Raw genomic sequence first — 8,788 nt, forward strand, 5'->3', positions numbered from 1 at the left:
GCAGCGGCGTGGGAGTCGGCGCGCGCCTGGTGACGGCGGCCACGCCCGACGCGGCGTGGGAGATGCCGTATTCGCCGGTCACCGTCAACATGTACGCCCTGGCCGCCGCGCGCCACATGCACGAGTACGGCACCACCAGCGAACAGCTGGCCTGGATCAAGGTGGCCGCCTCCCAGCATGCCCAGCACAACCCGCACGCGATGCTGCGGGACGTGGTCACCGTCGAGGAGGTGCTGGCCTCGCCGCTGATCTCCGACCCGCTGCACAAGCTCGACTGCTGCGTGGTGAGCGACGGCGGCGGCGCGCTGGTGGTGGTCCGGCCCGAGATCGCCCGGCAGCTGAAGCGGCCGGTGGTGCGGGTGCTGGGCGCCGGCGAGACGATCAAGGGCCAGCTCGGCGGCGCGGTGGACCTCACCTGGTCGGGCGCCGCGGTGTCCGGCCCGGCCGCCTTCGCCGAAGCTGGCGTGAAGCCGGCCGACATCCAGTACGCCTCGATCTACGACAGCTTCACCATCACCGTGCTGATGCAGCTGGAGGACCTGGGCTTCTGTGCCAAGGGACAAGGCGGCCGCTTCGTGGCCGACGGCAACCTCATCTCCGGCGTCGGCAAGCTGCCCTTCAACACCGACGGCGGCGGCCTGTGCAACAACCATCCGGCCAACCGCGGCGGCATCACCAAGGTGATCGAGGCCGTGCGCCAGTTGCGCGGCGAGGCGCATCCGAAGGTGCAGGTGCCCGACTGCCGGCTGGCGCTGGCCCAGGGCACCGGCGGGCTGCTCGGCTCGCGCCACGGCAGTGCCACGCTCATCATGGAAAGGCAATGACATCATGGCGACGCCCTACACCGAACGCCCCCTCACCACGCTGCCGCACGATGCCGCCACCGAGCGCTTCTGGGCCGCCACCGCCGACCACCTGCTGCTGACGCGCCAGTGCACGAGCTGCCACAAGCCGCACTGGTATCCGCGGCCGGTCTGCCCCTTCTGCCAGGGCGACACGGAGTGGCGCAGCCTGTCGGGCCGGGGCACGATCTACAGCGTCAGCGTCACGCGCCGCGCAGGCCCCATTCCCTATGCCATCGCCTACGTGGCGCTGGACGAGGGCATCACCATGCTCACCAACATCGTGGACTGCGACCTCGATGCGCTGCACATCGGTCAGCGCGTGCAGGTGTGCTTCAAGCCGGCCGAGGACGGGACGCTGGTGCCCATGTTCACACCGGCCTGAAGGACGACCGCCGATGGACACCCTGCAGTTCGAGGTGCGCGAGCAGGTCGGCTGGGTCCGCCTGTCCCGCCCGGCCATCCACAACCCCTTCGACGCCCAGCTGCGCGCCGACCTAATGGCCGTGCTGGAGCAGGTGCGCGACGACCCCGGCATCCGCGTGCTGGTGCTCACCGCCACGCCGGGCACCTTCTGTGCCGGCGGCAACCTGCATGTACTGAAGGAGCACCTGGATTCCGGGCCGGCCTACTGGCAGCAACGCATCCGCGGGGGGCTGCGTTTCATCCAGGACATGCTCAATCTGGGGCGACCAGTCATCGCGGCCGTGGATGGCCCGGCCATGGGCGCGGGCTTCGCGCTGGCGCTCACCGCCGACATCGTGCTCGCCTCCGAGCGTGCGCGCTTCTGCATGGCCTATCTGCGGCTCGGGCTGGTGCCCGACCTGGGGGCGATGTACCTGCTGCCGCGCGCAGTGGGCGTGCAGCGGGCCAAGGAGCTGATCTTCTCCACCCGCGACATCGATGCGCACGAGGCGCAGCGACTGGGCATCGCCATGGAGGTGCATGCCAGCGAGGCGCTGGAGGCCCGCGCCGCCGCCATCGCCCGCAGCCTCACCCAGGCCGCGCCCACGGCGCTGGCGCTGACCAAGGCTGCGCTCAATGCGTCGCTCGATGCGGACCAGCAGTCCCTTTTCAGCATGGAGGCGAGCAGCCAGGCCGCGGCCTTCGCCGCGCCCGAGCCACGCGAGGCCATCGAGGCCATGCTGGCGCGCCGGCCACCGCCGTATCGGGGCTTTCCGCCGGCCGCCTGAGCGCGCTTCTCCGTGCCCATGCCACGGGGCAGAAGAGCGTCGTCGCTGTATTACGATCGCCCAAAGAGGTTCATCCAATGCCGACGAAGCGCATCTCCCCCTCAGTCCCACGCGCCAAAGCCGGCCCCCGCGCCCCAGCCGCCGTCGCCGAGCCGGCCGTCACGCCCCTGTTCCAGCCGGTGCGCACGCGCCGCACCTTCGAAGCGGTCAGCAGCCAGATCCGCGAGCAGTTGGCGCGCGGCGAGCTGCGCCCTGGCGATCGCCTGCCCGCCGAGAAGGACCTGGCGGAGCAGTTCGACGTGAGCCGCAGCGCGGTGCGCGAAGCGCTGCGCAGCCTGGAGTCGGCCGGGGTGGTGGAGGCCGTCACCGGCCTCAACGGCGGCTTCTTCATCCGCAACGGCAAACCCACCAGCCTGACCCAGTCCGTGCGCGACATGGTGTCGCTGCAGCAGGCGTCCATCGCCCATGTCACCGAGGCCCGCATCGAACTGATGGCCGTGGCCATCCGCCTGGCCTGCGAGCGGGCGACCGAAGAGGAGATCGACGCCATCGAGGCCGACATCGACTACCACACCGACCTGTTCCGGCAGGGCCACGGCTCGCGCAACACCCACTCGGTGATCCGCTTCTACCAGCTCATCGCCGAAGCCACCCACAACGAGGTGTTCGCGGCCATGGTCGATGCGCTGTCGGAGATCATCCGCGGCCTGCTGGCCCAGGTGGACCCGCGGCCGCGCAAGGACTTCATGCAGGTGCGCCGCAAGGTGCTCGAGCACCTGCGCGCCCGCGATGCGGCGGCGGCGGCGGCGGCCATGACGACGCACCTCAAGCTCATCAACGATTACCTCGAAAGCGAAAGCAAGAAGGCGGCGACCAAGCGCAACGCGGCCCGCCGGGCCGCCTGAGGCCGCAGCTCCAGACCCATGGCAACCAAGACCTCCTCTCCCTCCGCTCCCTCCGCCACGACGCAGCCCGACCTCGCGGCGCCGGCCGTGCGCTTCCAGGCCGTGCGCTCGGCCCGCGCCTTCGAGGAGATCGCCGACCAGATCCGCACCGAGCTGGCCGAGGGCCGGCTGAAGGTGGGCAGCCGCCTGCCCGCCGAGCGGGCGCTGGCGGTGCAGTTCGGCGTGTCGCGCAACACCTTGCGCGAGGCCCTGCGCTCGCTCGAGCATGCCGGCCTCGTGCGGCTGCAGAAGGGCGCCAGCGGCGGTGCCTTCATCAGCGAAGGCTCGGGCCTGGCGATCACCACCAGCCTGATGGACCTGTACCACATCGGCACCATCACGCCGGCGCACCTGACCGAGGCGCGCATCTGGCTCGAATCGGTGATCGTGCGCGAGGCCTGCAGCCGCGCCACACCCGCGGACCTGGAGGCGCTGCGCAGCAACGTCGAGGCCGCGGCGCAGGCCACGAAGGATGGGGACTTCCAGCGCCGCGCCGAGATGCACCTGGACTTCCACCGCATCCTGGCGCGCATGACGGGCAACCCGCTCATGGTGCTGATGATGGACAGCCTGATCGCCGTGCTCAGCCGCTTCATCCAGACCCTGGGCGAGTACGAGAACGCCTTCGTGCTGCCTTCGCGCAAGCGCTTCCTCAAGCACATGGAGGCGCGCGACGTCGACGCCGCCGTCGGCGAGATGGAGGCCAGCCTCAAACGACTGCAGAAGGGCTACCTCTCGCATCTGGCGACGGACGAGGTCGCGGCTGCGCCCACGCCCCGCAGCCGCGCGCCGGCGAAGAAGCGCTGAGCGCCGCGGCCACCGCGCCCGCTTCCCATCTCCTGCTTCCCGCGCCTCGCCGCTCGGCGACGGCCGATGCGCGACCGCATGCCCGACGCGGTCGCGTTGCGCACGCGTTTGTCCCGGACATAGAATGGCTCTACCATTGACAAAGGCATGGCTTGCAGCCGTGCGGGCACCACCATGTCCTACACCTACGAGCGCCCCCCGCGCGGGATGTATTTCGAGGATTTCGAGATCGGCCAGACCATCGTCACCTCGCGGCGCACGGTCACGCTGACCGACATCGTCAACTTCGCCTGCCTGTCGGGCGACCACAACGCGCCGCATGTCGACCACGAGTTCTGCAAGACCCAGTCCTATGGCGAGCCCATCGCGCATGGCCCGCTGGTGCTGGCCATCGTGGGCGGACTGCAGTGCCTCACCGGCATCAACGACGGCACCATCATCGCCATGACCGGCCTGGACCAGTGGCGCATGCATCTGCCGGTTAAGGCCGGCGACACCATCCACGCGTTGATCACGCCGGTGGAGAAGAAGCTCACCAGCAGCGGCACGAAGGGCATCGTGACCTGCGAACGCATCGTCAAGAACCAGCGCGGCGAGACGGTGCACACCATGGTGATCGGCAACATGTACCGCTGCCGGCCTGCGGCCGCCTGACCAACGCGCGTCCGGGCACGGGCTGCGGTCGGGAGCGTCCTCGGGTCAACCCCTAACTTGGACTTCCGGCGGCGACGGGCCACAATCTCATTGGCCCAACCATTGAATCTCGCTGAAGCGCCGACACAAGGAAGACCTTCCATGCACCGCCCCACCGCCGCCCGAATCCTCTGCCTCGCCCTCGCCGCCACGGCGCCGGCCCTTGCCGCCGCCCAGGAGGCCTATCCGAGCCGACCCATCACCATCGTCGTGCCCTATGCGGCCGGCGGCACCAGCGACGGCCAGGTGCGCATGTTCCAGGACGCGCTGGGCAAGGAGCTGGGCCAGCCCATCGTGGTGGACAACCGCCCCGGCGCCTCGGGCGCCATCGCCGCGCAGTTGGTCGCCCGTGCCAAGCCCGACGGCTACACCCTGCTCTATCCCAACAACGGCGTGCTGACCACGCCGCTGCTGAACGACAAGGCCGGCTACGACGCCTTCAAGGACCTGCGGCCGGTGACGCTGACCTCGGTGGTGCCCATGGTGCTGGTGGTCAACAAGGCGGTGCCCGCGGACGATGCCAAGTCCTTCTTCGAATGGGCGCGCAAGCAGCCCAAGGGCGTCATGTACGCATCGGCCGGCACGGCCTCCTACGGCCACCTTTCCACCGCCCGGCTCATCCAGCTGTCGGGCATCAAGGCCGAGCACATCCCCTACAAGGGCGAGGCGGCGTCCACCATGGCGGCGCGCACGGGTGAGGTGCAGATGCTGGTGACCACGCCCTCCTCCGCCATGCTGGGCCAGGTGCAGCAGGGCAACCTGAAGCTGCTCGGTGTCGGCACCAAGGAACCCTCCAGCGTGGTGCCGGGCACCCCACCCCTGAACCGCGCCGTGCCCGGCTACGAGGCCCAGGCCTGGTTCGGCGTCATGGCACCGGGCGGCACGCCCGACGCGGTGGTGGACCGGCTCAATGCCGCCTTCCGCAAGGTCATGGCCGACGACGGGCTCAAGACCCGGCTGCTGGCCACCGGTGCCGTGGCCCGCACCAGCAGCCCGGCCGAGTTCGCCCAGATGATGAAGACCGAGTCCGAGCAGCTGCGCGAGATCGTCACCCAGTTCAACATCAAGGCGGAATGAACACCCTCGCAAAAAAAGCGGGGGCGCACGACCTGGTGGTCGTCGGCTCCGGCGCCGCCGGACTCACCGCCGCGATCACCGCCCGCAAGCGCGGGCTGGATGTGGTGGTGATCGAGAAGGAACCCGTGTTCGGCGGCACCACGGCGCTGTCGGGCGGCGTGCTGTGGATTCCGCTGACCCACCACGGCCGGCAGCAGAACCCGGCCGACACGGCCGAGCAGGTGCGCGCCTTCATGCAGGCCGAGACCGGCCCGTTCTACGATGCGGCCGCCGTCGACGCCTTCATCGAGAACGGCCCGCGCATGGTGGACTTCCTGGAGCGCGAGACGGCCATGCAGTTCGTGCCCACCCTCTACCCCGACTATCACCCCACCGCCCCGGGCGGCGCCGACGTCGGCCGCTCGATCCTGGCCAAGCCCTACGACATCCGCGGCCTGGGCAAGGACATGGCCCGGCTCAAGCCGCCGCTGCGCAGCATCACCTTCATGGGGATGATGTTCAACTCATCCAACGCGGACCTGAAGCACTTCTTCCGTGCCACGAAGTCGCTCACCTCCTTCCTCTACGTGGCGCGGCGCCTGGCCAACCACCTCAAGGAGCTGCTGCTCTACCGCCGCGCCGTGCAGGTCACCAGCGGCAATGCGCTGGCGGCACGGCTGGCCCAGTCGGCGCTGGACCTGGGCATTCCCATCCTGACCGACACGCCGGCGCGACGGCTGCTGGTGGAAGGCGGCCGCGTCGCCGGCGTGGTGGCCGGGCCGGATGAGGCCGAGCGCACGCTGCGCGCACGGCATGGCGTGATCCTCGCCTGCGGCGGCTTTCCGCACGACACCCGCCGCATCGCACAGGCCTATCCGCACCTGCGGCGCGGCCACCAGCACCTCTCGCCCACGCCGAAGAGCAACACGGGCGACGGCTGCGCCATGGCCGAAGACGCCGGCGGGGTGGTGCAGATCCGCTTCAAGGAGCCCGCTGCCTGGATGCCCGTCACCCATGTGGACTTCGGCGGCGGCCAGACCGGCGTGTTTCCGCATCTGCTGGACCGCTACAAGCCCGGCGTGATCGGGGTGCTGGCCAATGGCCGGCGCTTCACCAACGAATCCAACTCGTATCACGACGTCGGCGCCGCGCTGCACCGGGCTTGCGAGGGCTTGCCCGAGACGGCGATGTGGCTGGTCTGCGACCAGATCGCGCTGACCAAGTACGGCCTGGGCTATGTCAAACCGGCGCCGATCCCGCATGGCGCGCTGCTGCGCAATGGCTATCTGCTGCGTGGCCGCACCCTGGAGGAACTGGCCCGCCATGCCGGCATCGACGCCGAAGGCCTGGTCCGCACCGTGGCCGACTACAACCAGCACGCCGCCCGCGGCGAAGACCCGGCCTTCCATCGCGGCGGCAACAGCTTCAACCGCTACCTGGCCGACCCCGACCATGGGCCCAATCCCTGCGTGGCGCCGCTGGCCCAGGGGCCCTTCTATGCCATCAAGCTGCTGATGGGCGACCTGGGCACCTTCGACGGCCTGAGCACGGCCGTCACCGGCGAAGTGCTGCGCCCCGACGGCAGCGCGATCCCCGGGCTCTATGCCGCCGGCAACGACCGCGCCAGCGTGATGGGCGGCAACTATCCGGCGGCCGGCATCACGCACGGGCCCAACATGGCCTTCGCCTATCTCACGGCCAACCATATCGCCGACCAGGCCGGCCGCTGAGAGCAACTGCGACACGCATCGACGGGCCGCTGAGCAGGCCATGCAAGGGCACCCGAGGAATTGACTCTGTCGTGTCCTGAGGCTTGTCGAAGGGCAGGCCTCTGGGTGCCCTCCCCTCCAAACCCAAGGCGCCAGAGAGAAACCAAGGGCAGCGGCCCCAGCCTGCCTGCGCAGCCTGGAGCGAAAAGACCGCCCTGAGAACAGCCGCCCCCGGCAGCAGCCTGCAGTGCAAGCGGCATGGGGCCTCACTTCATAACTTGACGCGCCCCGAGCGCACCAGCTTCTCCGAGCTCGCCAGTTGCTCCTTGAAGAAGGCCTGCGTGCGGTCCGGCGCCCAGCCGACCGTGTCGAAGCCCAACTCCGCGATCTTGGCCTTCACGTCGGGCAGCAGCACGATCTCGTTGACCTCCTTCGTGAGCAGGTCCACCACGGTCTTGGGCGTGCCGGCGGGCGCCATCAGGGCGGCCCAGCCCGGCATGTCCACGCCGGGATAGCCGAGCTCGGCGAAGGTGGGCACGTCGGGATAGCTGGGCGAGCGCTCGGCCGAGGCCACGGCCAGCGTGCGGATGCGGCCCGGGTAGCGCTTGGTGCCGCCGATGGACGCGCACACGGCCTGCACCTGGCCGCCGATCACGTCCTGCAGCGCGGGCGCCTCGCCCTTGTAGGGCACATGGATGGTCTCGATGCCGGCGGCCATGTTGAACAGCTCGCCGACGAAGTGGCCGCCCGAGCCCTGGCCGTAGGAGCCATAGGCGATCTGCCCCGGCCGGGTCTTGGCCAGCGCCACGTACTGCCGCAGGGTGGAGGCCGCCAGGTTCTCGCTGATGCCCAGCGCGATGGGCGTGAGCGCAAGCATGCCCACGGTGCTGAAGTCCTCCTGCCGGTAGCCCGGCTTGGGCAGCAGCAGCAGGTTGGTCAGGAAGGCGCTGTAGGCCAGCAGCAGCGTGTAGCCGTCGGGCGCGGCGCGCGCCACGGTCTGCGCCGCGATGGCGCCGGTGGCGCCCGGCTTGGACTCCACGATCACCGGCTGACCGAGCCGCTCGGTGAGCTTCTGGCCCACCAGCCGCATCATGATGTCGTGGCCGCCACCCGGCGGCGTCGGAATGATGAAGCGGATCACGTTGTTGGGATAGCCCTGGGCGCGGGCCGCCGGGGTGGCGGCGCCGCCCAGGGTGGCCAGGCCGGCCGCCAGCACCTGTCGCCGGGAGAGTTCCATGGTTTGCCTCTTGTATTGGTTGAACCATATACGTTATCAGCCCACCGCCTGTGCGTGCTCGGGAATAACGCGGAGGCGGCTTGGCGTGGCTGGCCGGCGCGGGATGGTCCGGTGCTCAGCCGTCGCTGTGGCCGTCCGGCTGCACCCAACGGGGGTTGTGGATCGCGAGCGCGCCCCGCAGTCCATCCCGCAGGTGCGCGAGCAGCGCCGGCGAATCGAGCGGCAGTGCGCCGGAGGCCATCGCCGCACGCAACGCATCGTCCAGCGCAGGCGCGTCCGCCTGCGCCTGCTCGTCCGCATCCGCCTC

At 70.0% G+C, this 8,788-nt stretch carries 10 protein-coding genes; 8 read left to right on the forward strand and 2 right to left on the reverse strand.

Annotation, left to right across the window (positions count from 1 at the left end):
- The 8 genes from QZ772_RS08375 to QZ772_RS08410 form a co-directional block, all read left to right on the forward strand.
- On the forward strand, nucleotides 1-824 hold an 824-nt coding region (locus tag QZ772_RS08375; protein WP_295524649.1), incomplete at its 5' end, for a thiolase domain-containing protein.
- Nucleotides 825-828: 4 nt separating this feature from the next.
- On the forward strand, nucleotides 829-1,227 hold the full coding sequence (locus tag QZ772_RS08380; RefSeq protein ID WP_294376222.1) for an OB-fold domain-containing protein: 399 nt from the start codon (nucleotides 829-831) through the stop codon (nucleotides 1,225-1,227).
- A gap of 13 nt (nucleotides 1,228-1,240) precedes the next feature.
- Nucleotides 1,241-2,035: an enoyl-CoA hydratase/isomerase family protein gene (locus QZ772_RS08385; RefSeq protein ID WP_295524653.1), complete on the forward strand. Its 795-nt coding sequence runs from the start codon at nucleotides 1,241-1,243 to the stop codon at nucleotides 2,033-2,035.
- Nucleotides 2,036-2,112: 77 nt separating this feature from the next.
- Nucleotides 2,113-2,940 carry a GntR family transcriptional regulator gene (locus QZ772_RS08390; RefSeq protein WP_295524655.1) on the forward strand — a complete coding sequence of 276 codons (828 nt, stop codon included), beginning with the start codon at nucleotides 2,113-2,115 and terminating at the stop codon, nucleotides 2,938-2,940.
- An 18-nt stretch (nucleotides 2,941-2,958) separates the two neighbouring features.
- Nucleotides 2,959-3,786 carry an FCD domain-containing protein gene (locus tag QZ772_RS08395; protein WP_295524657.1) on the forward strand — a complete coding sequence of 276 codons (828 nt, stop codon included), beginning with the start codon at nucleotides 2,959-2,961 and terminating at the stop codon, nucleotides 3,784-3,786.
- A gap of 174 nt (nucleotides 3,787-3,960) precedes the next feature.
- Complete coding sequence (locus tag QZ772_RS08400) at nucleotides 3,961-4,440, forward strand: MaoC/PaaZ C-terminal domain-containing protein (protein ID WP_295524659.1); 480 nt, start codon at nucleotides 3,961-3,963, stop codon at nucleotides 4,438-4,440.
- A gap of 141 nt (nucleotides 4,441-4,581) precedes the next feature.
- Nucleotides 4,582-5,556 (forward strand): tripartite tricarboxylate transporter substrate binding protein, encoded by a 975-nt coding sequence (locus QZ772_RS08405; protein WP_295524661.1) that lies wholly within the window; start codon nucleotides 4,582-4,584, stop codon nucleotides 5,554-5,556.
- The gene (locus tag QZ772_RS08410) at nucleotides 5,553-7,265 is read left to right on the forward strand and encodes an FAD-dependent oxidoreductase (RefSeq protein ID WP_295524663.1); all 1,713 of its coding nucleotides are present in this window, start codon (nucleotides 5,553-5,555) and stop codon (nucleotides 7,263-7,265) included. Before QZ772_RS08405 ends, QZ772_RS08410 begins: the two co-directional genes overlap by 4 nt.
- A gap of 250 nt (nucleotides 7,266-7,515) precedes the next feature.
- Here the strand turns inward: QZ772_RS08410 and QZ772_RS08415 are convergent, their stop codons facing one another.
- A complete protein-coding gene (locus tag QZ772_RS08415; protein WP_295524666.1) occupies nucleotides 7,516-8,481 on the reverse strand; it encodes a tripartite tricarboxylate transporter substrate-binding protein in 966 nt (321 codons plus the stop codon).
- A gap of 115 nt (nucleotides 8,482-8,596) precedes the next feature.
- Nucleotides 8,597-8,788, reverse strand: a 192-nt coding sequence (locus QZ772_RS08420) for a DUF6285 domain-containing protein (RefSeq protein WP_295524668.1), incomplete at its 5' end; no start/stop codon positions are given.

This window comes from uncultured Pseudacidovorax sp. (assembly GCF_913773995.1).
Lineage (GTDB): Bacteria > Pseudomonadota > Gammaproteobacteria > Burkholderiales > Burkholderiaceae_C > Xenophilus.